The organism is Pseudomonas serbica (assembly GCF_028823535.1).
Taxonomy (GTDB): Bacteria; Pseudomonadota; Gammaproteobacteria; order Pseudomonadales; family Pseudomonadaceae; genus Aquipseudomonas; species Aquipseudomonas serbica.
Genome location: NZ_JAQIYM010000011.1, coordinates 154,700 through 178,557 on the forward strand (window position 1 = coordinate 154,700; position 23,858 = coordinate 178,557).

General features: G+C 62.0%; 21 protein-coding genes. 17 read left to right on the plus strand and 4 right to left on the minus strand.

What is annotated here, in order from left to right; all coding sequences use genetic code 11:
- Nucleotide 1 precedes the first annotated feature (1 nt).
- The 5 genes from kdpA to NQL71_RS19580 all read left to right on the plus strand — a co-directional run bounded on the left by kdpA (nucleotide 2) and on the right by NQL71_RS19580 (nucleotide 7,975).
- Nucleotides 2-1,711, plus strand: coding sequence for a potassium-transporting ATPase subunit KdpA (gene kdpA, locus NQL71_RS19560; RefSeq protein ID WP_046816130.1), 1,710 nt, complete (start codon nucleotides 2-4; stop codon nucleotides 1,709-1,711).
- Nucleotides 1,712-1,715: 4 nt separating this feature from the next.
- A complete protein-coding gene (gene kdpB, locus NQL71_RS19565; RefSeq protein WP_410454546.1) occupies nucleotides 1,716-3,779 on the plus strand; it encodes a potassium-transporting ATPase subunit KdpB in 2,064 nt (687 codons plus the stop codon).
- Nucleotides 3,780-3,920: 141 nt separating this feature from the next.
- Nucleotides 3,921-4,466: a potassium-transporting ATPase subunit KdpC gene (kdpC, locus tag NQL71_RS19570; protein WP_046816132.1), complete on the plus strand. Its 546-nt coding sequence runs from the start codon at nucleotides 3,921-3,923 to the stop codon at nucleotides 4,464-4,466.
- 96 nt (nucleotides 4,467-4,562) lie between these two features.
- Nucleotides 4,563-7,208 (plus strand): DUF4118 domain-containing protein, encoded by a 2,646-nt coding sequence (locus NQL71_RS19575; protein WP_046816133.1) that lies wholly within the window; start codon nucleotides 4,563-4,565, stop codon nucleotides 7,206-7,208.
- Between the two features lie 68 nt (nucleotides 7,209-7,276).
- Nucleotides 7,277-7,975 carry a response regulator gene (locus NQL71_RS19580; protein WP_046816134.1) on the plus strand — a complete coding sequence of 233 codons (699 nt, stop codon included), beginning with the start codon at nucleotides 7,277-7,279 and terminating at the stop codon, nucleotides 7,973-7,975.
- A gap of 115 nt (nucleotides 7,976-8,090) precedes the next feature.
- Here the strand turns inward: NQL71_RS19580 and NQL71_RS19585 are convergent, their stop codons facing one another.
- Nucleotides 8,091-9,131, minus strand: a complete 1,041-nt coding sequence (locus NQL71_RS19585; RefSeq protein WP_046816135.1) for a patatin-like phospholipase family protein — start codon at nucleotides 9,129-9,131, stop codon at nucleotides 8,091-8,093.
- Between the two features lie 217 nt (nucleotides 9,132-9,348).
- On the opposite strand from NQL71_RS19585, the gene NQL71_RS19590 reads away from it, so the two are divergent.
- The 3 genes from NQL71_RS19590 (at nucleotide 9,349) to NQL71_RS19600 (ending at nucleotide 11,483) form a co-directional block, all read left to right on the plus strand.
- Nucleotides 9,349-9,627: a hypothetical protein gene (locus NQL71_RS19590; protein WP_046816136.1), complete on the plus strand. Its 279-nt coding sequence runs from the start codon at nucleotides 9,349-9,351 to the stop codon at nucleotides 9,625-9,627.
- Between the two features lie 61 nt (nucleotides 9,628-9,688).
- On the plus strand, nucleotides 9,689-10,447 hold the full coding sequence (locus NQL71_RS19595) for a CHAD domain-containing protein (protein WP_046816137.1): 759 nt from the start codon (nucleotides 9,689-9,691) through the stop codon (nucleotides 10,445-10,447).
- Between the two features lie 238 nt (nucleotides 10,448-10,685).
- A complete protein-coding gene (locus NQL71_RS19600; RefSeq protein ID WP_274643126.1) occupies nucleotides 10,686-11,483 on the plus strand; it encodes an acyl-CoA thioesterase in 798 nt (265 codons plus the stop codon).
- Nucleotides 11,484-11,496: 13 nt separating this feature from the next.
- Here the strand turns inward: NQL71_RS19600 and NQL71_RS19605 are convergent, their stop codons facing one another.
- Together NQL71_RS19605 and NQL71_RS19610 are read right to left on the minus strand one after the other, a co-directional pair.
- The gene (locus tag NQL71_RS19605) at nucleotides 11,497-11,862 is read right to left on the minus strand and encodes a DUF962 domain-containing protein (RefSeq protein ID WP_046816139.1); all 366 of its coding nucleotides are present in this window, start codon (nucleotides 11,860-11,862) and stop codon (nucleotides 11,497-11,499) included.
- A gap of 120 nt (nucleotides 11,863-11,982) precedes the next feature.
- The gene (locus tag NQL71_RS19610) at nucleotides 11,983-13,464 is read right to left on the minus strand and encodes a methyl-accepting chemotaxis protein (RefSeq protein WP_248686146.1); all 1,482 of its coding nucleotides are present in this window, start codon (nucleotides 13,462-13,464) and stop codon (nucleotides 11,983-11,985) included.
- 178 nt (nucleotides 13,465-13,642) lie between these two features.
- Here NQL71_RS19610 and NQL71_RS19615 point away from each other — a divergent pair, with 178 nt between their 5' ends.
- The 7 genes from NQL71_RS19615 to NQL71_RS19645 all read left to right on the plus strand — a co-directional run bounded on the left by NQL71_RS19615 (nucleotide 13,643) and on the right by NQL71_RS19645 (nucleotide 18,864).
- Nucleotides 13,643-14,173 (plus strand): hypothetical protein, encoded by a 531-nt coding sequence (locus NQL71_RS19615; RefSeq protein WP_046816141.1) that lies wholly within the window; start codon nucleotides 13,643-13,645, stop codon nucleotides 14,171-14,173.
- A gap of 81 nt (nucleotides 14,174-14,254) precedes the next feature.
- Nucleotides 14,255-14,446, plus strand: coding sequence for a PLDc N-terminal domain-containing protein (locus NQL71_RS19620; protein ID WP_008061810.1), 192 nt, complete (start codon nucleotides 14,255-14,257; stop codon nucleotides 14,444-14,446).
- An 86-nt stretch (nucleotides 14,447-14,532) separates the two neighbouring features.
- On the plus strand, nucleotides 14,533-14,766 hold the full coding sequence (locus tag NQL71_RS19625) for a hypothetical protein (RefSeq protein WP_046816142.1): 234 nt from the start codon (nucleotides 14,533-14,535) through the stop codon (nucleotides 14,764-14,766).
- A 217-nt stretch (nucleotides 14,767-14,983) separates the two neighbouring features.
- Nucleotides 14,984-15,328: a ribonuclease E inhibitor RraB gene (locus tag NQL71_RS19630; protein WP_046816143.1), complete on the plus strand. Its 345-nt coding sequence runs from the start codon at nucleotides 14,984-14,986 to the stop codon at nucleotides 15,326-15,328.
- Between the two features lie 357 nt (nucleotides 15,329-15,685).
- Nucleotides 15,686-17,095, plus strand: coding sequence for a circularly permuted type 2 ATP-grasp protein (locus NQL71_RS19635; protein ID WP_046816144.1), 1,410 nt, complete (start codon nucleotides 15,686-15,688; stop codon nucleotides 17,093-17,095).
- Nucleotides 17,096-17,107: 12 nt separating this feature from the next.
- Nucleotides 17,108-18,058, plus strand: a complete 951-nt coding sequence (locus NQL71_RS19640) for an alpha-E domain-containing protein (protein ID WP_046816145.1) — start codon at nucleotides 17,108-17,110, stop codon at nucleotides 18,056-18,058.
- Nucleotides 18,055-18,864 carry a transglutaminase family protein gene (locus NQL71_RS19645; protein ID WP_077185559.1) on the plus strand — a complete coding sequence of 270 codons (810 nt, stop codon included), beginning with the start codon at nucleotides 18,055-18,057 and terminating at the stop codon, nucleotides 18,862-18,864. The genes NQL71_RS19640 and NQL71_RS19645 overlap by 4 nt, the downstream gene beginning before the upstream one ends.
- Nucleotides 18,865-19,041: 177 nt before the next feature.
- Here NQL71_RS19645 and NQL71_RS19650 read toward each other — a convergent pair whose 3' ends face one another.
- Nucleotides 19,042-19,842, minus strand: coding sequence for a c-type cytochrome (locus NQL71_RS19650; RefSeq protein WP_166618650.1), 801 nt, complete (start codon nucleotides 19,840-19,842; stop codon nucleotides 19,042-19,044).
- A 618-nt stretch (nucleotides 19,843-20,460) separates the two neighbouring features.
- Here NQL71_RS19650 and NQL71_RS19655 point away from each other — a divergent pair.
- Complete coding sequence (locus tag NQL71_RS19655; RefSeq protein ID WP_274643127.1) at nucleotides 20,461-21,666, plus strand: acetyl-CoA C-acetyltransferase; 1,206 nt, start codon at nucleotides 20,461-20,463, stop codon at nucleotides 21,664-21,666.
- 24 nt (nucleotides 21,667-21,690) lie between these two features.
- On the plus strand, nucleotides 21,691-23,835 hold the full coding sequence (locus NQL71_RS19660; RefSeq protein ID WP_248687702.1) for a 3-hydroxyacyl-CoA dehydrogenase NAD-binding domain-containing protein: 2,145 nt from the start codon (nucleotides 21,691-21,693) through the stop codon (nucleotides 23,833-23,835).
- Nucleotides 23,836-23,858: the final 23 nt, after the last annotated feature.

A 23,858-nucleotide genomic window follows, 5' to 3' on the forward strand; every position in this document is an offset into this window, starting at 1 on the left:
TATGCACAGTTATGACTATTGGCTGATCCTGGCGTTTTTCGCCCTGGTATTGGTCCCGGCGCCGTTCCTGGGTCGGTTCTACTACAGGGTCATGGAAGGCCAGCGCACCTGGCTGACGCCGATCCTGGGGCCCGTGGAGCGCGGTTGCTATCGCCTGGCCGGCGTCGATCCGCAGGCCGAGCAGAGCTGGCAGAAGTACACCCTGGCCTTGCTCGCCTTCAACCTCGCCGGTTTCCTGTTGCTGTTCGCGATCCTGCTGTTCCAGGACCACTTGCCGCTGAACCCGCAAAACCTGCCGGGCCAGGAGTGGACGCTGGCGTTCAACACCGCCGTCAGCTTCATGACCAACACCAACTGGCAGGGCTACAGCGGCGAAGCATCGTTGAGCTACCTGAGCCAGATGGTCGGCCTCACCGTGCAGAACTTCGTCAGCGCGGCCACCGGCCTGGCGGTACTGGTTGCCCTCTGCCGCGGCATCGGTCGCAAGTCCTCGGCGTCGCTGGGTAACTTCTGGGTCGACATGACTCGCGCCACCCTCTACGGCCTGCTGCCACTGTGCCTGCTGCTGGCGCTGTTCCTGGTCTGGCAGGGCGTGCCGCAAACCTTCGCGCAGTATGTGAATGCGCTGACGATGCAGGGTGTCGATCAGGTGATCCCACTGGGTCCGGCCGCCAGCCAGATCGCGATCAAGCAACTGGGTACCAACGGCGGCGGCTTCTTCGGCGTCAACTCGGCGCATCCGTTCGAGAACCCGACAGCCTGGAGCAACCTGTTCGAAGTGGCGTCGATCATCCTGATTCCCGTCGCGCTGGTGTTCACCTTCGGCCATTACGTCAAGGACCTGCGGCAAAGCCGCGCGATCATCGCCTGCATGCTCGCGTTGTTCCTGATCGGCGGCGCCACCTCGCTATGGGCCGAGTACCAGCCCAACCCGAGCCTGGCCAACGTCGCCGTCGAACAGACCGCTCCGCTGGAGGGCAAGGAGGCGCGTTTCGGTACCACCGCGACGGTGCTGTGGTCGGTGACTACGACGGCGGCCTCGAACGGTTCGGTCAATGGCATGCATGACAGCCTCAATCCGCTCAGCGGCATGGTCGCGCTGGTGAACATGATGGTCGGCGAAGTGATCTTCGGCGGCGTCGGTGCCGGGCTCTACGGCATGTTGCTCAACGTGCTGATCGCGGTGTTCCTCGCCGGCCTGATGATCGGCCGGACCCCGGAATACCTCGGCAAGAAACTGCAGGCCCGAGAGGTGCAACTGTTGGTGGTGACCCTGCTGGTCATGCCGATCGGCGTGCTGGTGCTCAGTGCGCTGGCCGCCAGCCTGCCAGGGCCCGTGGCCGCGGTGAGCAATCCCGGCGCCCATGGTTTCAGCCAATTGCTCTATGCCTACACCTCGGCCAGTGCCAACAACGGTTCGGCGTTCGCGGGTTTCGGCGCCAACACCGCGTACCACAACCTGATGCTGGGCCTGGGCATGTTGATCGGTCGCTTCGGTTACATCCTGCCGGTACTGGCTTTGGCCGGCAGCCTGGCGATGAAGAAGACCGCACCGATTGGCCAGAACAGCTTCCCGACCCATGGTGCGCTGTTCGTGACCCTGCTGACCGTGACCATTTTGCTGGTGGGCGGCCTGACTTTCCTGCCGACCCTGGCGCTCGGCCCTATCGCTGAACATTTGAACATGGCTGCTTTTGGGTTAAAGAGCTGAGGAGCTGATGATGAATATGCCCGCAACAAAAGCCGCCGTTGTCAAGGCGCCTGAACAAGCAAAAACCGCGATCTCGGCCCTCTGGCGCCCGGCGCTGGTGCAAGCCTTCGTCAAGCTCGACCCGCGGCAATTGCAGCGTGCGCCGGTGATGCTGGTGGTCGAACTGACGGCGATCCTGACCACCGTCCTGTGCTTCATTCCCGACACGGCGGTGCCGACCTTCGTCGCCGCGCAAATTGCCCTGTGGCTGTGGTTCACCGTGCTGTTTGCCAACTTCGCCGAGGCCCTGGCCGAAGGTCGCGGCAAGGCCCGCGCGGACAGCCTCAAGGCCGGTAGCGAAGGCTTGAGCGCTCGGCGCAGAACCAGCAACGGTACCTTTGAGGTAGTGCCGGCCGCCAACCTGCGCAAAGGCGATGTGGTGCGCGTCGGAGCGGGGGAGATGATCCCCGGTGACGGCGAAGTGATCGAAGGCATCGCGGCGGTCAACGAAGCGGCGATCACCGGTGAATCGGCGCCGGTGATTCGTGAATCCGGGGGCGACCGCTCGGCCGTGACCGGCAACACTCGCCTGGTCTCGGACTGGCTGCTGGTGAAGATCACCGCCAATCCGGGCGAGTCGACCCTGGATCGCATGATCGCCCTGGTTGAAGGCGCCAAGCGCCAGAAAACCCCGAACGAAGTGGCGCTGGACATCCTGCTGATCGGCCTTACGCTGATCTTCCTGCTGGTGGTGGTCACCCTGCAGCCGTTCGCCCACTTCGCCAACGGCAGTCTGCCGCTGGTGTTCCTGGTGGCTTTATTGGTCACGCTGATCCCGACCACCATTGGTGGTTTGCTGTCGGCCATCGGTATCGCCGGCATGGACCGCCTGGTGCGCCTGAACGTGATTGCCAAGTCCGGTCGCGCCGTGGAGGCAGCGGGGGATGTGCACGTCCTGCTGCTGGACAAGACCGGCACCATCACCTTTGGCAACCGTCGTTGCTCGGCTGTGTATGCCGCGCCGGGTGTGAGCAGCAAGGAGCTGGCCGAGGGTGCGCTTTTCGCGTCCCTGGCCGACGACACCGCCGAAGGCAAGTCCATCGTCGAGTACTTGCGCGGCCTTCATCCACAGCCCGAGCCGTCCGCCGAACTGCTGACAGCCGTACCGTTCAGCGCCGAAACCCGCCTGTCCGGTGTCGACTATCAGGGCCGCGTGTATCGCAAGGGGGCGGTGGATTCGTTGCTGGCGTTCGTGGGCCTCAAGCGCGCCGAGCTGGCGCCGGCGCTGTCCGCTGAAATCGACAGGATCGCCCAGAGCGGCGGCACGCCGTTACTGGTCTGTGTCGACGGTAAACTGCTCGGCGCGATCCACCTCAAGGACGTGGTCAAGCCAGGCATCCGCGAGCGTTTCGCCGAGCTGCGCAAACTGGGGATCCGCACGGTCATGGTCACCGGCGACAACCCGCTGACCGCGGCGGCGATTGCCGCTGAAGCGGGCGTGGACGATGTGCTGGCCGAAGCCACGCCGGAGAAAAAACTGGCGCGCATCCGCCACGAGCAAAACGACGGACGCCTGGTGGCCATGTGCGGCGACGGTGCCAACGACGCCCCGGCCCTGGCCCAGGCGGACGTGGGCATGGCGATGAACGACGGCACTCAGGCGGCGCGCGAGGCGGCGAACATGGTCGACCTCGACAGCGACCCGACCAAGCTGTTGGACGTGGTGCAGATCGGCAAGGAACTGCTGGTGACCCGCGGTGCGCTGACGACCTTTTCCATCGCCAACGACGTGGCCAAGTATTTCGCCATCCTGCCGGCCCTGTTCGCCGCGATCTACCCGCAACTGGGCGTGCTGAACGTGATGCAGCTGCACAGCCCGCAGAGCGCGATTCTCTCGGCGATCGTGTTCAACGCCCTGATCATCGTCGTGTTGATTCCGTTGGCGCTGCGGGGTGTGCGGGTGCAGGCGGCGAGTGCGGCAGCTTTGCTGCGGCGCAATCTGCTGATCTATGGCCTGGGCGGGATTCTGGTGCCGTTCGTGGGGATCAAGGCGATCGACATGCTGTTGACGGCGTTGCATCTGGTTTGACCTTCGCAGGGTGCCAGATGCACCGCTTTCGCGAGCAGGCTCGCTCCCACATTTGAAATGCATTCCCCCTGTGGGAGCGGGCTTGCTCGCGAAGAATGCAACACGGTCCACCTGAATAAATACGAATTCGAGGATTTTGAAATGTCCACATTGATACGCCCGGCCCTGAGCCTGCTGGTCCTGATGACCCTGATCACTGGCGTCGCTTATCCCCTGGTGGTCACCGGCGTGGCCCAGGTCGCCTTCCCGGGTCAGGCCAATGGCAGCCTGGTGCGCGATGCCGATGGCAAGGTTCGCGGCTCGGCGCTGATCGCCCAGGATTTCGTCGGCGATGCCTGGTTCCACCCACGGCCATCGGCCGGTGCCTTTGCCACCGTGTCGAGCAGCGCCAGCAACCTGGCGCCGAGCAACCCGGCCCTGGCCACTCGGGTGATCGATGAGGCCAATAAACTGCAGGTGGCAGGGCAGGGGCCGGTACCGCTGGCACTGCTCACCACCTCCGGTAGCGGCCTCGATCCGCACTTGCCACCGGCCGCGATTGCCTATCAACTGGCGCGTGTCGCGACGGCGCGCAATCTGCCGCTGGCGACACTGCAACAACTGCTGGATGCCCATATCGAGCAGCCATTGGTAGGCCCACCGGTGGTGAATGTGCTTGAGTTGAACCTGGCGTTGGAAAAGCTGTAGGTCCGTGGCGCGGCCGTCCCCCTGTGCGAGCGAGCCTGCTCGCGAAGACGGCCTCGCAATCAACCCATTAACCTCTGAAGAAAGAGACCCCCAAGCATGAGCGACTCCGGCCGCGCCGACGCGCTGTTAGCAGACCTGCCCCGCGATGGCCGTGGCCGGCTCAAGGTCTTTCTCGGTGCCGCGCCCGGCGTGGGCAAGACCTACGCCATGCTGCAAGCCGCCCATAGCCAACTGCGCCAAGGCGTGAAAGTCATCGCCGGCGTGGTCGAAACCCATGGCCGCTTCGAGACCGAAGCCTTGCTCAGCGGCTTGCCGCAATTGCCTTTGGTGCGCTCGTCATACCGTGGCGTGGAGCTTGAGGAAATGGACCTCGACGGCCTGCTCGCGGCCAAACCTAGGTTGGTGCTGGTGGACGAACTGGCCCATACCAACGCCCCCGGCAGCCGTCACGAAAAACGCTGGCAGGACATTCAGGAACTGCTCGCCGCAGGCATCGACGTGTACACCACGGTCAACGTCCAGCACCTGGAAAGCCTTAACGATCAGGTGCGCGGCATCACGGGCGTGCAGGTGCGCGAAACCCTGCCGGACTGGGTGCTGCAGGAAGCCTACGAACTGTTGTTGATCGACTTGCCGCCACGGGAGTTGCTCGAGCGCCTGCGCGACGGCAAGGTCTATGTGCCGGAGCAGGCACGGGCGGCGATCGATGCGTTTTTCTCCCAGACCAACCTGACCGCCCTGCGTGAGCTGGCGATGCAAACGGCCGCCGCCCAGGTCGATAACGACCTGACCCAGGGCTATCGCCAGATGGGGCAGGCGGCGCCCACGGTGCGCGGTCGCTTGTTGGTCGGTGTCGATGGCGATGCCCAGGCCGAGCGCCTGGTGCGTCACGCCAGTCGGGTCGCGCAGCGTCGGCATCTACCATGGAGCCTGGTGCATGTGGACAACGGCAGCGTGCGTGACGAGCAGTCGCGCCTGCGCCTGCAAAGTGCCCAGCAACTGGCCGAACGCCTCGGCGGTGAAGTGGTGCTGCTGCGGGCCGGCGAGGTGGCGAAAACTTTGATCCAGCACGCTGTCGAACGCCGCGCCAGCCTGATATTGGTCGCACAGTCCCGGCCGCGCCTGCGCCGTCGGTTGTTCGGTGGCGGCCTGGCGGCGCGCCTGCTGCGCAACGCCCGCGGGCTGGAAATCAACGTGCTCGACACCGAGCATGAACAGCACCCGCCACGCCAGCGATCGATGCAGTCGCTGGTATGGTTCGACTACGCCCTGGCCGTGGTGGCGACAGTGTTGGCCAGTGCCCTGGCCTGGGCGGTGGCGGGTATATTGCCGTTGCCGAACATCTCGCTGGTGTTCCTCGCCGCCGTGTTGCTGGTGGCAGTGCGAAGCAGTCTTGGCCCGGCACTGGCCTGTGCGGCATTGTCGTTCCTGACCTACGACTTCCTGTTCATTCCGCCGAATTTCTCCTTCAGCATCCAGCGCGAAGAAGACGTCCTGACCTTGCTGTTCTTCCTGCTGATGGCGGCCCTCACCGGCAATCTTGCGGCACGCCAGCGCCGGCAATTGCAGGCCCTGCGCGACACCCAGGAAGAGACCAGCGAACTGCTCGACCTGTCGCGCAAACTCACCGCCGCCACCGATCGCCAGGCCGTGGTCAGCGCGGCAGCCCAGCACCTCAACGGCTGGAATGATGTACAGCTGTGCCTGCTCAACCGCGACGGACCGAACGGCTGGAAAGTCGAAACCGGTGGCCCGCTGGAATTCACCGAAGCCGAACGCGCCGCCGCCGATTGGGCCTGGCAACACGATCAGCCGGCGGGCGCAGGCACCGGGACTTTGCCGTTTGGCCGTTGGTGGTGGTGGCCTTTGTCGGTGGAGGACGGTCCACTGGCGCTGCTCGGTGTGTGTGCGAAAGAGGGCCAGGCCTTGAGCGGCCAGCGTCGCCGTCTGTTGACCGCATTGAGCCAGCCGCTGGCCCAGGCCCTGGCCCGCGCACAATTGGTCGATGACTTGGAAGCCGCGCGGCTGCACGGCGAAACCGAGCAACTGCGCAGTGCCTTGCTGGCGTCGGTGTCCCACGACCTGCGCACGCCCCTGACCTCCATGCGCGGCAGCATCGATAGCCTGCTGGCCCTCGGCGAGGCCATTCCACTGGAGGATCGCCGTGAACTGCTGGAAGGCACCCGCGATGAAGCCGAACGCCTGGATCGCTATATTCAAAACCTGCTGGACATGACCCGCCTCGGTCACGGCGCGTTGAAGCTGGCACGTGACTGGGTCTCACCGGCGGACATCGTCGGCAGTGCGCTCAATCGCCTGCGCGCGGTGCTGGCGCCGTTGCAGGTCAGCACTGAAGTACCGGGGGAGCTGCCGTTGCTGTTCGTGCATGCGGCGCTGATCGAACAGGCGCTGATCAACGTGCTGGAAAACGCCGCGCGGTTTTCCCCAGCCCATGGACGCCTGCAACTGCGAGTCGGGGCAGACGACACCGAGCTGTTTTTCTCGGTGAGCGACGAAGGCCCAGGGATTCCGCTGGCCGATCGGGAGAAGATTTTCGACATGTTCTACACCGCCGCCCGTGGCGACCGTGGTGGGCAGGGTACCGGACTGGGGCTGGCAATCTGTCAGGGCATGGTCGGTGCCCATGGCGGGCGCATCAGTGTCGCCGACGGTATCGAGGGCCGCGGCACCTGCATCACTTTGCACTTGCCGTTGCAGGCGCAGCCGGCCTTTGAAAATTAAGGGCCGAAAGTGAAGCCTGATCGTGCTTGCGCTACTCTCTTGCCACTTCTTTGTGTTGATGTGAATTCATGAGCCAGACCGCGACCATTTTGGTCATCGACGACGAACCGCAGATCCGTAAATTCCTGCGCATCAGCCTTGTTTCCCAAGGTTACAAAGTACTGGAGGCTGGCACCGGCACCGAAGGCCTGGCGCAAGCGGCGCTGAACAAACCGGACTTGCTGGTGCTCGACCTCGGCTTGCCGGACATGGACGGCCAACAGGTGTTGCGCGAGTTTCGCGAGTGGTCGACGGTACCGGTGCTGGTGCTGTCGGTGCGAGCCGCTGAAGGGCAGAAAGTCGAGGCGCTGGATGGCGGCGCGAATGACTACGTGACCAAGCCATTCGGCATCCAGGAATTCCTGGCGCGGATACGTGCGCTATTGCGCCAGGCCCCGGTAGGCGAAGTCCAGCAAGCGGCGCTGACTTTCGGCCCGCTGACGGTGGACCTGGCCTACCGCCGGGTATTGCTCGAAGGCAGTGAAATAGCGCTGACCCGCAAGGAATACGCGGTGCTGGCGCAACTGGCACGGCATCCCGGACGGGTCATCACCCAGCAGCAACTGCTCAAGGACATCTGGGGGCCGACCCACACCGAAGACACGCATTACTTGCGGATCGTGGTCGGGCACCTGCGCCAGAAACTGGCCGATGACCCGACCCAGCCGCGGTTCATCGTGACCGAGGCGGGGGTGGGGTATCGGTTGTTGAGTGAGGGCAGCCTTTGAATTCGTGTTGTCTGATCCGGCCTCTTCGCTGGCAAGCCAGCTCCTACAGAGGACGCTGAGATCCCTGTAGGAGCTGGCTTGCCAGCAAAGAGGCCCTGACATTCACCCGAGAACCTCAGGAATCCCGCTCATTCTCATACCGGTCCAGGGTGTCGCGCGCGATCTCCCGCCCCAGCGCGATCAACTCCGGCGCCTTGTAGAACTCGAAAAACCGGCACACCCGCTTCGGCACGTTGATCAGGATGTCCGGCGGATACCCGGCAATCTTGTATTGCGCCAACGAGGTCTGCATCACCTCGAAACTCTGGTTGATCAAATCCAGCAGTGACGCCGGCCCCACATTGTCGATGATGAACGACCCGGTGGCGGACTTCGGTGCGCCGTCCTGTTCGGGCGCAGCCGCCGGTTGTTGCGAGTCAGGCTTGGCCGACTCGACCCAGGGGTTGATCTCCGCCGCCTCGGCCATCAACGCTTCCTTCTCCAGCAGCAGCAATTGTTCGGCCTGCTTGCGTCGGAACGGCATCTTCGAACCCAGGGAACTGATCAGGCTGTCGAAGCGGGTCTTGAACGCGGCCGGGCGCTGGATCACCGGCAACTGGTAATGACGCTGGTTGGTGGAGTTGAGGTTGACCGCGATGATCAGGTCGCAATGGCTCGACACCACCGGGACGATCGGCAACGGGTTGAGGATGCCGCCATCGACCAGCATGCGATTGCCCTGCATCACCGGTGTAAACAGACTGGGAATCGCCGCCGAGGCACGCATGGCCTGGTGCAGACAGCCTTCCTGGAACCAGATTTCCTGCTGGTTGGTCAGGTCGGTGGCCACCGCCGTATAGGGGATGCGCAGGTCTTCGATGTTGATTTCGCCAACGATCTTGCGGATCTGTCCGAAGACTTTTTCCCCGCGGATCGCCCCCAGGCGAAAACTGACGTCTACCAGGCGCAGCACGTCGAGGTAATCCAGGCTCTCGATCCAGTCGCGATAGTCATCGAGTTTGCCGGCGGCGTAGATCCCGCCGACCACCGCGCCCATGGAACAACCGGCGATACAGGCGATATCGTAGCCACGCCGTTCGATTTCCTGGATAACCCCGATATGGGCATAACCCCGGGCTCCACCCGAGCCCAACACCAGTGCGACACGCTTTTTCATTGATCGCCCTCGTTTGAATGGTTCAACAATGCACCCTTCAAGGGGCACGCTTCAATCGTCAGGTCGTTCGGCTGCGCGAATGGGTCGTTTTTTCGACACTCCATGGCGGCAGATGGTTATTCTCGCACTTCAGGATTTACGTTGGCGATGAACGGCACTTTTTGCCCGTCAGACCGTCCTACCTGCATGACTGTTTACCTATTTTGAGGTGTAAGAAATGAAAGCCTGGATCTGTGTGCCACTGATTGCCCTGGCACTGGCCGGTTGTGCCGGCAAAACCGCCTATCGCGACAGCTGCGGCAGCCAACTCGATGCCGCCTGGCATGAGCTGGACCTGGCCAAGGCCGAAGGCTTCGCCGGCACCGTCAGCTACTCCAAGGCGTTGTCGCTGCTGACCGCGGCCAAGACCCAGCAGCAGTTCGAAGGCTTCGAGGGCTGCGCGAAAAAGGCCGAAAAGGCACGTTTCTACATTCGTGAATCGCGCGCAGGGCGATAGAAGCAGCTACAAGTAATAAGCTGTCAGCTTGATGCTTGCAGCTCTTTACGGAGTAAATCCCATGATCAACCGGCTGGTGGCTCGCGTCCTGGGCCTGGAAGTACGTCTGCTGGCCTGTCAGGCACGCTTGATTGCTCACACCGACCCTGAAGCCTTGCACGACTTGCGCACCACGGTGCGCCGGTTGCGCAGCTTGTTGCGTCCCTTGCGTGGCCTTCCCGGCGTCGAGCAGCTGGAAGAGGCGGCTTCCGGGGTTGGCGACTTGACCACGCCTTTGCGCGATCGCGAAGTCATGGCGGCCTACTTGCTTGAACACGGTCAAACAGAAGCCGCACAGCGACGCATGGCGCAAATGGCCCAGGCTTATCCTGCGGTGGCAACCAGTACAGAGCTTGCGCAGCTACTGATGATCCTCGACGCCTTTCCACGATTCCTGCGCGCCGCCCAGCGCCAGGGGTTGCTCAAGGGGCTCGTCAAGCGCATTGAAAAACGCCTGGGCAAGCAGTGGAAGAAACTCGACACCGCCCTGCACGATCCCGCCCATGACCGTCATCGTTTGCGCCTGCTGATCAAGCGTGTTCGTTATGGCATCGACGCCTATCCCGAACTGGATCGCCTGCCCAAGGCCGCCATGCCCCGATTGAAAGCGGCGCAGGGGGCCTTGGGTGATTGGCACGACTGTATGCAATGGCTGGCCCTGGCTGAGCGAGAAGCTGATTTGAAGCCGTTTGTAGCCAGTTGGCAGACCGCCATGGCCAAGGCCGAACAACGTGCCGACCGAGTGCTGGACAAGCTCAGCGCCGACTGCTTCAAATCCTGAAGCCCACACGGACCCCCCGTAGGAGCGAGCTTGCTCCGGGGGGCGTTCCGACGAAAGTCCTGAGAACGCCGCGGGGTATCAGGTTTCCCGCGATATCGTTGACATTCATCGCGAGCAAACTCGCTCCTACAGCGGCACAGGCGGCTGATCTGTCAGTCAATTTGACCGGAATAGGCAGTGTACAGCCTCCGTGAGCTGGTTAAGATCTCGTCATCTTTTTCCTTTTCTTGAGGTCTTCATGCGCTTTTGCGATCTGCTCGATGCTGTCCGCTGTCAGCCATTTGAACTGTCTATCCCGGCCGGATGGGCGCAAGGGCGAGCCAGTTTCGGCGGCCTGGTGGCTGCCTTGCAATACGAAGCCATGCGCGCGAAGGTGCCGGCGGACCGACCGGTGCGCTCGCTGGCAATCACCTTTGTCGGCCCGGTCGAACCCGACGTGCCGGTCAATTTTGAAGTCGATGTATTGCGCGAGGGCAAGGCCGTCAGCCAGGTGCTGGGTCGCGCGATGCAGAAGGGCCAGGTAGTGACCCTGGTCCAGGGCAGCTTCGGCGCCTCGCGTGCGTCGCAAGTGAAGGTGCAGGCGGAGCCGGCGCCAGAGATGAAGCATTGGGACCAGTGCCAGGAACTGCCGTTCATCAAGGGCGTGGTTCCGCAATTCATGCAACATCTGGCGATGCGCTGGAGTGTTGGCGGGTTGCCGTTCACCGGCAATACATCCCGTCAGATGGGCGGCTGGGTGCGCTTGCGCGGCGATGTGAAGGAGGAGCCGGTTACCGAGGCACACATCCTGGCGCTGGTCGATGCCTGGCCACCGGCCCTGATGCCGTTTCTCAAGCAACCGGCGATGGGCAGCACGCTGACTTGGACCATCGAATTCGTCCAGCCGTTACTGGCGCTGAGTACCCTGGACTGGTGCAAATACCTGGTTGAAACCGAACACGCCGCTGACGGCTACGGCCATGCCGCCGCGAAGCTGTGGGATGAGCAGGGGCGGCTGATTGCCATGAGCCGGCAGACGGTGACGGTCTTCGCCTGATCAGTTCGCCTGATCAATGCCGACGGTGGCGCTCCCGCCAGGCGCGCCACCAACCGCCGCTGAGGAAAAATCGCGGGAAGGTCAGGAACTGCTCGACCAGCAGGCGCGATACCGCATCCTTACGATCACTGAACGGCTCGGAGGCTTGCGCTTCCAGGGTATGGCCGTGACGTTGCAAACCCAGTGCGGCGATCACACCAATGATGCCGATGGCGAAGTTCGCCAGGTTCAGGCCGAACACCCCGCTGACGATCAGCAGGAACGCGACGATGAACAACGGCACGGCAATCAGGTGCAGCACCAGGTTGGTCGGGTGCTGATGATTGTTCGGGTAGGCACGCCATTGCCAGGCGGGAAGGTTGGGGTGACGTTTACCCATGATGCTGATCCTCGATCCATGTTGAACTCATGAATCAAGGATAGGCCCGGTAAATGCAGGCGGCGAATCAAGCTTGGCTATCGAAGCGATAGCGATCATGGGCATTCTTGATATTGCCCGTTATAGCTTGAGCTGCCCTATCGCCTTGCTCAATTGACCGGCCAACGCCGCCAGCTCATCACTGGTGGTGGCCGAGCTGACGGTCTGGCGTACCGTGTTCTCGGTGACGTCGCGGATGCTCACCACCGCGCGGTTCATCTCTTCGGCCACCTGGCTCTGTTGCTCGGCCGCCACGGCGATCTGGGTATTGCTTTCGCGCATCTGCGCCACTGCCCCGGTGATGTGTGCCAGCGCGGCCCCGGCCTCCTGGGCCTGCTGCACGCATTCGTCGGCCTTGAATGAACTCTCCCGCATGAAGTCCACCGCATCGCGAGTGCCCGATTGCAATGCGGATACCATCACGGTGATTTCATCGGTGGAGGTCTGCACGCGCTTGGCCAGGTTGCGCACTTCATCGGCGACCACCGCAAACCCGCGGCCCATTTCCCCGGCCCGGGCCGCTTCGATCGCTGCGTTCAGCGCCAGCAGATTGGTCTGCTCGGCAATGCTGTGGATCACATTGACCACGCCATTGATCTTCTGGCTTTCCTGGGCCAGGCGCTGGATCATCTCGGCGGTCTGTTGCACCCCGGTGGACAGCCCGGCAATCGATCGCTGCACGCGCATGACCACTTCCTGGCCGCTGCCGGCCAGGGTGTCGGCCGATTGCGACAGGTCGCGGGTGGCACCCGCATGCTGGGCAATGTGGTAGACGGTGGCGGTCATTTCATTGATGGCCGTCGCCGCCTGATCGGTTTCGCTCTGCTGGCCCAGCATGCCGTGACGCACTTCATTCATGCTCGATGCCAGGCGTGCGGCGCCGTCGTCCAGTTGTCGGACCGTGCTGGCGACGGTGCTGACCACACGCTGGTAACCGGCCTGCATGGCATTGAATGCGTTGGCCATCTGTCCGACTTCGTCGCTGCAGGTCAGCGGCACACGGGCCGCCAGGTCGCCGGTTTTTTCAACGTGAAGCATCACATCCTTCAAGGTGTTGAGCTGACTGAGCAAAAAACGGATCAACAACTGTGAGGCACCGAGCATCGCCAGCATCAGGATGAACACCGCCGCCGCATAGTTGGCAAACCGCTCGCCGAACACCTGGGCCAGGCTTGGGCCATGGGCAATCAACGCGACCCGCTGGCCATCCGCACGGGTGAAGACTTCGGCACCGATCGGCAGGTTGTCACCGAAATATGGCAGCGCATCGATCTTGACCCAGCCGTTGGCATCGGCCAATCCCGGCACCGTCTGCCCGTTCACCTGCGGTGCCTGGCCGTGACTGAAGGCCAGCAGATCATCGGCTATGGGCAGCGGCTGCCCGGCAGGCCAGGCCGCGAGCAATCGTGCCTGGGCCTGGGCCGATGCCTGGGCGGCATGGCTGCGGGCCTGTTGTTCGAGTTGCACGGCATAAAACACCAGCAGTAGCGTGGTGACGAAGGCGACGGCATTGACCGCCCAGAATTTGTACTTCAACGAGATGTTGCTAAGCCAGGCACCCATGGAGGTCTTCTCTGATAGCGGAAACAGTTTTGGCAAGGTGCCATTATTGTGCCGCTACGCTTCGGTTGAGCGCTTGATGTGGGTCAAGATAACGAGCCATGCTTGCATGCCGCCTTCCCTGGGCGTAATGCGCTATCCTGCGCGCCCTCAAAATTTTCTTGCTACAGGATCCGCCCCCATGAAAGCCGCACTCATCGAACTCATCAGCAACATCAGCTCCGGGTGCATGGGCGATGACGAAATCGAGAAAGTCGCTGACGAAGCGGCCCAGGCTTACGCTGATCCAGCCGCTTTCCTGAGCGCCAACCCGGACATCAACTACGACGACAGCTTCCCGATCCCGCTCGGTGAATGGGTGGTCGTTGGCAGTTTGCCTGAGACGGTGCTGTTCCAGGCCGACACCTATATGGACCTGTTTGCCCAGATCGTTGCCTCGTTCGGCCCGGGGGTGGAATTCAATCTCAAACCCAAGCAATTGGCCAAGACCGAAGCCCTGACCGCGCTGAACCGCATCCAGGTGCAGATGAGCAGCCTGAACAAGGAAAACGGCGGTTACACGCTGATGAACTTCAGCCAGTTGCTGGACGATGAACTGCAAGTGGTTTTGGTCTACGGCAATGCTGTGCCACGGGTACTGGAGTTGTGCGCCGAAATCGGCATCGCTGCCGCTCCCTCGCTCGAAGCCTTGAAAGTGGCAATCCACGTCTGACCGTTAAAGCTGTCAAAAAAAGGGAACCCTGGTCAGTGCCGGCTATCCTAAGAGGGCATACCACTCTTCGGGAGCGTCATCATGGGTTCCACGTTCAATAGCCTGGTTGGCCTGATCATTCTTGCCTTGGACATCTGGGCAATCATCAACGTGCTCAAAAGCGGCGCCGAGACAGGGATGAAAATTTTCTGGGTGCTATTGATCCTGTTGCTGCCGGTTCTGGGCTTGATCATCTGGGCCATCGCAGGGCCGCGAGGCAATGTGCGCGTTTGACGGAGATCACTCGCCGGAACATTTGTCCGGCGTTCAGAGTCGAAATAGATGTAAGCCCATTCATGGGTTTTATCGAGGAGGCACCGATGCAAAAGTGGAAAGTCACTTTCGTGGATGATCATGGTGAAGTAATCGACGAAGTCTTCGAGTGCGAGGAGTGTCCGAGTCATGAGAAGGCCGCCAGGCTCATCAAGGAACGGCTCCTTCCTGTGGCCGCCGAACTGGATCTGAACGATCTGGAGGGGCGAACCACCGATGCAGGCGTGAAAAGCCTGAAAACCCAGAACAGTATCGAAATCCACAGTATTACCCCCATCTGATTCTCTTCCCGTCATTTACAGCAGCAACCAGGCCTTGGCAGCGCCTCTATCTTGGGGCTACTCTGCACTCGAGATCAGCGAAAGGATCGCTAAGGTCTGGTCTTGTCAGCTCCATGCTTGTTTCCCATCGGCATCTGGTTGTCGATTCGTGCGCACCTTTGGGCTGCGCACCTCGGGAGTACGGAAAGTCTATCCATCAGTTTGAGGAGGACGTTTCATGAGCACAGCCTATCAAGAAGACATCAGCAGCAATGTACTGCGCCGCATGAAAGAAGGCGGTTTCGACTTTTCCAGGTTCCATCCCATCGAGTTCTACGCCATTTTCCCGGACGAGGAGCGGGCACGCAGGGCGGCAGGTCATTTCCACCGTGGTGAATCCCTGGATGCGCAAGTCAGTGTGCGCGACGATGGCGCCTGGGCGCTGGAGTTGTGCAAGGTCATGTATGCCACCTACGACGACATTGGCGATTTCGAACAGGGTTTCGAGGCAGTGGTCGAGCCTCTGGGCGGCATCATTGAAGGCTGGGGTGTGAAACAGGAGGTACGAGGGCGACTCGCATAATCTTATGAACAGTAACAATCGGCAATGACGGCTGACCTTCGGGTTGGCCGTTTTCGTTTGTGCCGCAGGGAAATTCATCACGCTTTGTAGGAGCCCGGCTTGCCGGCGAAGGCGTCGCCGAAGAACGACGCATGACTTAATGACGTCTTCACCGGCAAGCCAGCTCCTACGGACTATGCTGTGACAGGCGACAACAACGCCTTGCAATGAAGCGGGGGCAGTCAGGTTGGGGCATTTGCCGCACAGGATTGGTGCGGCGCTCGCGCAGTGGTTATCCAACCGACTGAAAAATAAGCGTTTCTGCCGATGGCACGGGCCTTGCGAAGGCCTGGATGTCCGGGTGACAAGGAGTACGGCATGATCCGCACCTATTTTGATGAGATGTACGATGCCGGCGGCCAGGTCCGCCCGCATTATCGGGAGTTTGCCCGTTGGCTGGCCGAAACGCCTGACGAGCTTTTGGCACAACGGCGACGCGAGGCCGATCTGTTATTTCATCGCGCCGGGATTACCTTCACGCTCTACGGTGATGAGCAGGGGACAGAGCGCCTGATTCCCTTCGATACCATCCCGCGCAGCATCCCTGCCAGTGAATGGCGTGTGGTCGAGCGCGGTTGCATTCAGCGGGTCAAGGCGCTGAACATGTTCCTCGCCGACCTGTACCACGAGCAACGCATCATCAAGGCCGGGATCATTCCGGCCGAGCAGGTGCTGGCCAACGAGCAGTACCAGTTGGCGATGCAAGGGCTCGACCTGCACCGTGATATCTATTCGCACATTTCCGGCGTCGACCTGGTGCGCGACGGCGACGGCACGTACTACGTGCTCGAAGACAATCTTCGTACACCGAGCGGCGTCAGCTACATGCTCGAAGACCGCAAGATGATGATGCGCCTGTTCCCCGAGCTGTTTGCGGCCCAGCGCATTGCCCCGATCGACCATTACCCGAACCTGTTGCTCGACACCCTGAAAAGCTCGAGCCCGATCGATAACCCGAGTGTCGTGGTGCTGACGCCGGGGCGCTTCAACAGCGCATTTTTCGAGCATGCGTTCCTGGCGCGGGAAATGGGCGTGGAGCTGGTGGAGGGCGCAGACCTGTTCGTGCGTGACGACAAGGTGTTCATGCGCACCACCGACGGACCAAAAGCCGTCGACGTGATTTACCGCCGTCTCGACGATGCGTTCCTCGACCCGCTGGCGTTCAATCCCGACTCGATGCTGGGCGTGCCGGGGCTGCTGTCGTCCTACCGTTCCGGCAATGTCGTGTTGGCGAACGCCATCGGGACCGGGGTGGCGGACGACAAATCGGTGTATCCGTTCGTCACTGACATGATCCGTTTCTATCTGGACGAAGAACCGATCCTCAAGAACGTGCCCACGTGGCAGTGTCGTAATCCCTCTGAACTTTCCCACGTTCTGGCCAATCTTCCAGAGCTGGTGGTCAAGGAAACCCAGGGCTCCGGCGGCTACGGAATGTTGGTGGGGCCAGCGGCGACGGCGGCGGAAATCGAAGCCTTCCGCGCGCGAATCATTGCCAAGCCCCACGCCTATATCGCGCAGCCGACGCTGTCGCTGTCGACCTGTCCGACCTTTGTCGAAAGCGGCATCGCGCCACGCCACATCGACTTGCGTCCGTTTGTATTGTCTGGCCGCGAAACCCGGGTCGTACCCGGCGGTTTGACCCGTGTCGCCCTGCGCGAAGGCTCCCTGGTGGTGAACTCCTCCCAGGGCGGCGGAACCAAGGACACCTGGGTGGTCGAGGATTGAAGGAAGCCTGACATGTTAAGTAGAACTGCCTCGGATCTGTATTGGATGTCGCGTTATCTGGAGCGGGCGGAAAACCTCGCACGGATGCTCGACATCAGTTATTCGCTGTCGCTGATGCCGCAGGATGGTCGCGGCGACGGCCTGCACGAACTGGCCATGCCGCTGCTGATTACCGGCACCCTGGACGATTACCTCGAACGCCACGGCGCGTTGCATGCCGAACGGCTGCTGCATTTCTTTGCCCTGGACGCGGCCAACCCGGCCAGCATCTACAGCTGCCTCGGCGCCGCGCGGGCCAGTGCCCACGCAGTGCGTGGGCGCATCACCGCCGACATGTGGGAAAACATTAACGCCACCTGGCTGGAAATTCGCGGCATCGCCGAACAGGGCTTGAGTCGCTACGGCATGAGCCGCTTCTGTGAGTGGATCAAGGAACGTTCCCACCTGTTTCGCGGTGCGTCCTACGGCACCATCATGCGCAATGACGCGTTCCGCTTCATTCGCCTGGGGACGTTCATCGAAAGGGCCGACAACACCCTGCGCCTGCTCGATGCCCGCTATGAAATGGCGGGTGATCAGGCCGAAGCGGTCAGCGACGGCACGGCCCACGCCTACTACCAGTGGAGTGCGTTGCTGCGCGCCTTGTCTTCTTTCGAGGCCTACACCGAGATCTACCGTGACGCACCCGGTGCCCGGCATGTGGCCGAATTGCTGTTGCTGCGGGCCGATGTGCCGCGCTCCCTGCGCGCCTGCACCGAAGAAATCGACCAGATCCTCGCCCAACTACCGGGGGCCAATGGCCGTCCGGCGCAGCGCCTGGCCGCGGAGATAGACGCGCGATTGCGCTACACCGGCATCACCGAAATCCTTGACGAGGGCCTGCACGCCTGGCTCACCGAGTTCATCCCGCTGGTGCGCCAGTTGGGTAACGCCATACACAGTTCCTACCTGGAGGCTGCATGAGACTTTCCATAAGCCACGAGACCACCTATCACTACGAGGATCAGGTGCGGGCGAGCATCCAGTACCTGCGGCTGACCCCCCACGACAGCGAGCGCCAGCACGTGCTCAGCTGGCAGCTCGACCTGCCGCGGCCGGTGCGTGCGCAACTTGATCCGTTCGGCAACATCCTGCATGTGCTGACCATGGACGAGCCCCACGAGGCGATCATCATTGGCGCCCGCGGCCAGGTCGACATCGATGAATTGCGTGAGGCGGAACATGAAAGCCAGTCGGCATTGCCGTTCCTGCGCTTCACCCGGTTGACCGAGGCCGACCAGGCGCTGCGCGCGTTCGCCGAGAAGGCGTGCAAGCAGCGCCGCGATCGCACGGCGCTGATCGACTTGATGCACGGCCTGAACCAGCACATGACCTACACGCCGGGCGCCACCGAAGTGGACACCAGCGCCGCACAGGCTTTCGCCGGGCGTTCGGGCGTGTGCCAGGACCACACCCACGCGTTCCTCGCCTGCGCCCGCAGCCTGGGCATCCCGTCGCGTTATGTGTCGGGGTATCTGTACAGCGAGAACAGCGAACACCTGGCCAGCCATGCCTGGGCCGAAGCCTGGCTCGATGACGCCTGGTACAGCTTCGATGTGACCAATGAGCTGGCGCGACCCGAGCGTCACTTGAAACTGGCGGTGGGCCTTGATTACCTGGACGCCTGCCCGGTGCGCGGCATGCGCCGCGGTGGCGGGTGTGAGCAGATGCACGCCAAAGTGTTTGTTTCGCCGACGCCTGCACCGGTCATCTCAGTGCAACAACAGTAATCAGCTGCACACCCCTGTAGGAGCCCGGCTTGCCGGCGAAGGCGTCCTTAAACATTGCACTGGTCTTCCGTGCACCTTCCTTTGTAGGAGCCCGGCTTGCCGGCGAAGGCTGCCTTGAGTCTTGCGGCGAATTCCCGGGCGCCTTCGCCGGCAAGCCGGGCTCCTACAGGGTCGGTGTCAAGGTTTAACCTTGCGCCTGGCCATGTGCTGCAAATACCCCACCAGCATCCGCAGATCCTCATCCGGCAACACCTCGGCCGAGAACCCCGGCATCTTCGCCTGCGGCCACTGGCGCAAACTCTGCGGATCGCGGATATAGCGCTTGAGGAAGTCCGCGCCGAAGTACTCGGTGGGGCTATACGGAATGTTCAGGTCCGGGCCGAACTGCGCATCCCCGGCGCCATTCAAGCGATGACACGCCAGGCAGTTTTTCTGAAACAGCGCAAAGCCCTGGTTGACCGGGTCATCGGCCTTCAGCGCAGGATCCGGCAGCAGGGCAGGGAAGCGCTCTGCCACCGGGGCCATGCGCTTGATGCTGGCGACCTCGAACGGCCATTGTTCCGGGCTGATGTTGCCCGCCTGCGGGTCAGTCCAGACCAGGTAAAACGGCCCGGCGCTGTGCTTGCCTTGCGCCAGCGGTGGCCATGGCTTGGCGGGGTCTTCGATGGCCAGCCAGGCACGTGCGCCCTCGGTGTTGAGCAGCGGTGCGGCCGAAAGTTCGGCGGCAAAGCCGTCCAGCGCCACGGCTTGCAGGTGGTCGTCAGGCTTGATGTCGGTCAGCAGCGCGGCCAGCGGCACGGCGCGGTAGGTCATGTCACGCTTGTAGGACACGTCATTGCTGATGCTGATGGTCTGCACCTGAGGGTGCTTGAGCAGCTCCTCGGTTTGCCACGTGCGACCGGTCGCGCCCAGCTCCAGGTTCAGCTGTGCGGCATGTAGAGGCGTGCTGAGCAGCAACGCCCCGACCACTATGAGCATTTTCAAAAGATCGCCATCCGTGTCGTGCAAGTGCCGCAAAGGTTGGCACAGCTACGTTGGCCCGGGAAGGAAGCCAGTCACATTTTTACGTGGCGATAAGACTTCTGGCGCCGTATTCCAAAAACGGCTATCCGATTACCTTGGTCAGGTTCGGCAAAATCAACAACAGAGTGGTGGCGAAAAGAATGAGCCCGGCTTGACGAACTTTCGATTGTTTGAACATGGCTGACCGCCTTTTTTTTGTTATTTCCTGATGCCTGCCTGCACATCTCCTGACGGCAAACGCTGCACTTCCTGTAGGACGAGCGCCTCGGCAAAACCCGACGACAACTTCGTACACCTTCACCTTAGAGCCCGCGTCACGCTTGGTTTAGATCCATTTAGTATGGTGTTAACGCAATATGCTATTAAAAAGGCATGAGGCCTATTGCCAGCTTCTTGGGCGGCCTTTTGCTAGACACCTGCGTGTCCTGAACCGGTTCACTGGCGGCTGGACGACCGTCCGTCTGAGCGTGAGCGTCAACGTCCTTGAGCGCTGCGGTCATTGAATCGCCGGCCGCTCGGAATAAGGTGGAGGCTCTTTGGAAGATCGCAGCCACCATCAGGTTCGAGGACGTCATGACCCAAGCCTTTATTTTCGACGCGTTACGTACGCCCCGTGGCAAAGGCAAGGCCAACGGCGCCTTGCACGGCGTCAAGCCGGTGAGCCTGGTGGCCGGGTTGCTCACCGCGCTGCAACAGCGAACCGACCTTGACTCCAGTCAGGTTGATGACGTGGTGCTCGGGTGCGTGACGCCGATTGGCGATCAAGGTGCTGACATCGCCAAGACTGCGGTCCAGATGGCGGATTGGGATGTCAGCGTGGCCGGTGTACAGATCAATCGTTTCTGCGCCTCGGGGCTGGAGGCGGTGAACCTGGGGGCGATGAAAGTCCGTTCCGGTTTCGAGGACCTGGTGGTGGTCGGCGGCGTCGAGTCCATGTCGCGAGTGCCCATGGGCAGCGACGGCGGGGCATGGGCGCTGGACCCGGAAACCAACCTGCACAGTCATTTCATTCCCCAGGGGGTGAGCGCCGACCTGATTGCCACGCTGGAAGGCTTCAGCCGGCAGGACGTCGATGCCTACGCGCTGCACTCGCAACAAAAAGCCGCACGGGCGCGGGCCGATGGCTCGTTCAAACAGTCATTGGTGCCGGTTCAGGACCAGAACGGCATCATCCTGCTCGACCATGATGAGTTCATCCGTGCTGAATCGACCCTGGAAGGCCTGGGCAAGCTCAAGCCGAGCTTCGAAATGATCGGGCAAATGGGTTTCGACGCCACCGCGTTGCGGGCCTACAGCCATGTGGAGCGGATCCATCATGTCCACACACCCGGCAACAGTTCCGGGATCGTCGATGGCGCGGCGTTGATGTTGATCGGCTCCGAAGCCAAGGGGCGGGCGCTGGGCCTGCAGCCACGGGCGCGGATCGTCGCCACGGCGGTCACCAGCACCGATCCGACCCTCATGCTCACCGGCCCCGCGCCGGCCACCCGCAAGGCGTTGGCCAAGGCCGGGCTGCGGGTCGAAGACATCGACCTGTTCGAGGTCAACGAGGCGTTTGCCTCGGTGGTGCTGAAGTTCATCAAGGACATGGCCGTCAACCCGGACAAGGTCAATGTCAACGGCGGGTCCATTGCCATGGGCCACCCGTTGGGCGCCACGGGCTGCGCCATTCTCGGCACGCTGCTCGATGAACTGCAGGCCCGGCACCTGCGTTATGGCCTGGCGACTTTGTGTGTCGGCGGCGGCATGGGCATCGCCACCATCATCGAACGCCTTTGATCCCGCACTTCAAGGAACCTGTTCATGAACCAAGCCATTCGCTACGAAAAAGGCCAGGACCAGATCGTCGTGCTGACCGTCGACATGCCCGGCCAGAGCGCCAACACCATGAATGCGGTCTACCGCGAGGCCATGGCTGACTGTGTCGCCCGCCTGGTAGCCGACAAGGACAACATCGCGGGTGTGATCATCACCTCGGCCAAGAAAACCTTCTTTGCCGGCGGTGACCTCAATGAGCTGATCAAGGTCGACAAAACCCAAGCCAAGGCGTTCTACGACAGGGTGCTGACCCTCAAGGGGCAATTGCGCACCCTGGAAACCCTTGGTAAACCCGTGGTCGCCGCGATCAATGGCGCGGCGTTGGGCGGCGGCTGGGAAATCTGCCTGTCGTGCCACCACCGCATCGCGCTGGACGATCCCTCCGTACAACTGGGCTTACCGGAAGTGACCCTCGGCCTGCTGCCGGGCGGTGGCGGGGTAGTGCGTATGGTACGGATGCTCGGCATTGAAAAAGCCCTGCCGTACTTGCTCGAAGGCAAGAAAGTCCGCCCGCAGCAGGCCTTGCAGGCAGGCTTGATCGATGAACTGGCGAGGGATCGCGAGGCACTGCTGAGCAAGGCGCGCAGCTGGATCATTGCCCACCCGACGGCGGTTCAGCGCTGGGACGTGAAGGGTTACCAGATTCCCGGTGGTACGCCGTCTAACCCGAAAGTTGCACAGATGCTGGCGATTGCGCCGTCGATCCTGCGCAGTAAAACCCAAGGTACGCTGCCGGCGCCGGAGAAAATCCTCTGCGCTGCGGTGGAGGGCGCCCAAGTGGATTTCGACACGGCGCAACTGATCGAAACCCGTTATTTCACCGAGCTGACCACTGGCCAGGTCGCGAAAAACCTGATCGGCACCTTCTGGTTCCAGCTCAACGAAATCAATGCCGGAGGTTCGCGTCCGCAAGGTTTCGCGCCCCATGTGACGAAAAAAGTCGGGGTGCTCGGCGCCGGGATGATGGGGGCGGGCATCGCTTTTGTCAGCGCGTCGGCCGGTATCGATGTGGTGCTCAAGGACATCACCCTGGCGGCGGCCGAGAAGGGCAAGGCGCACTCGACGGCATTGCTGGACAAAAAAGTGGCGCGCCGGCAGATCAATGCCGAGCAGCGTGAAACCGTGCTGGCGCGCATCCATACTACCGACAGCGATGCCGACCTGGCAGGTTGCGACCTGATTATCGAAGCAGTATTCGAGGACCGTGAGTTGAAGGCCAAGGTCTCCTCGGCCGCGCAAAAAGTCGTGGGTGCGGATGCGGTGATTGCCTCCAATACCTCGACCCTGCCGATCAGTGGGTTGGCCACTGCAGTGCCCGACCCGAGCAAGTTCATCGGCCTGCATTTCTTCAGCCCCGTGGAAAAAATGCCGTTGGTGGAAATCATCAAGGGCGCCAGCACCAGCGAAGAGACCCTGGCTCGTGGCTTCGATTTCGTCCTGCAGATCCGGAAAACCCCGATCGTGGTCAATGACAGTCGTGGTTTCTTCACGTCCCGGGTGTTTGGCACCTTCACCAACGAAGGTATTGCCATGCTCGGTGAAGGCGTCTGCGCGGCGATGATCGAGACCGAGGCGCGCAAGGCCGGCATGCCGGTCGGGCCGCTGGCGATCGCCGATGAAGTTTCCCTGAGCCTCATGAACCACATCCGTCAGCAAACCGCCAAAGACTTACAGGCAGAAGGCAAGGCGCTGATCGACCACCCGGCGTACGCCGTGATTGACTTGCTGCTCAACGAATACAAGCGTCCGGGCAAGGCCGCCGGGGGGGGATTCTACGAGTACCCCGGGAGAGGCCAAAAACATTTGTGGTCGGAACTGAAAACCCGCTTCGAAAAGGCCGATGGGCAAATTTCGCCAAAGGATGTGCGCGATCGCCTGCTGTTCGTGCAAGCCATCGAAACCGTGCGCTGTGTGGAGGAGGGCGTGCTGACCTCCACGGCGGATGCCAACGTTGGCTCGATCTTCGGCATCGGCTTCGCCGCCTGGACCGGTGGAGCACTGCAGTTCATCAATCAGTACGGGGTCAAGGACTTCGTTGCCCGCGCCCAGTATCTGGCCAGGCAATACGGCGAGCGTTTCGCACCGCCGGCCTTGTTGCTGGAGAAAGCCGCCACAGGGGAGGCTTTTTAGGGATCGGTGACACGCTGCGGGGC